This window comes from Candidatus Termitispirillum reticulitermitis (genome assembly GCF_054655775.1).
Genome location: NZ_BAAIHG010000174.1, coordinates 1 through 955, shown reverse-complemented (window position 1 = coordinate 955; position 955 = coordinate 1). Strand labels below are relative to the sequence as shown.

General features: G+C 48.1%; 2 protein-coding genes. Both read right to left on the bottom strand.

Annotated features, from left to right (window positions below; genetic code table 11):
- The coding region (locus AC1MDJ_RS08100) for an ACP S-malonyltransferase (protein ID WP_479690407.1) at nt 1–563 on the bottom strand (563 nt) is incomplete at its 3' end.
- Nucleotides 564–592: 29 nt separating this feature from the next.
- Nucleotides 593–955, bottom strand: a 363-nt coding sequence (locus tag AC1MDJ_RS08095) for a 3-oxoacyl-[acyl-carrier-protein] synthase III C-terminal domain-containing protein (protein ID WP_479690406.1), incomplete at its 5' end; no start/stop codon positions are given.

Genomic DNA, 955 nt, shown 5'->3' with positions numbered 1-955 from the left:
ACACGCTTCGCCCCATTTGCTTTCATCGCCAACTCAAACCGCTGCAATGCTGCAATATGCCCCGCTACAACAACTTGCCCATCAGAATTAAAGTTAGCAGGCTCAACAATACTATCGGGACGAGATACCTCCTTACAGACAGCAATCACATCTTCGTCCTTAGAGCCGAGCACCGCCATCATTGCGCCAACACCCACAGGCACGGCAGATTGCATAAACGAACCTCGCTTGTGGACTGCTTTCACAGCATCCATAAATTCAAGCCCGCCAGCAGCCACCAGCGCAGAGTATTCCCCCAACGAGTGCCCAGCAAAATAGTCTGGTTTGAACTTCGCTTCTAATAGTTTCCACAGAGCAACACTATGTAGCAACAACGCTGGCTGCGTGTTCTCAGTGAGGCGTAGTTTTTCATCGCCCCCATTAAACATTATATCGCTTATTGAGTAGCCAAGCGTTGCATCAGCCTCCTTAAAATACTTGCCACTAGCTGTCTCTAACAGGTCGCACCCCATACCGACACTTTGAGAGCCTTGACCAGGAAATACTACAGCCTTCAAACCCATATAAACATCTCCAATTTTAGCTTAAATTATTAGAGGCTCAACACCGATGCACCCCACGTCCAGCCACCGCCGAACGCACACAAGAGCAAATTATCACACGGTTTAATCTTGCCGTTGCGAATATTTTCATCTAACAGTGCAGGTATGGTTGCAGCTGATACATTGCCATGCGTTTCAATATTCACAAGCATCTTGTCCATATCTACGTTCAACCGCTCAGACACCGCCTTTATGATGCGGTAGTTCGCCTGATGAGGCAATACCCAGTCAATATCTTCAAGCCCCGTAAGCCCACTACGCGATAATGCCTTAACCCCAGAATCCGCCATCATGGGCACAGCACGCTTAAATACCTCGTTGCCCTTCATAGCGATAAAACTATTGCCATCAGA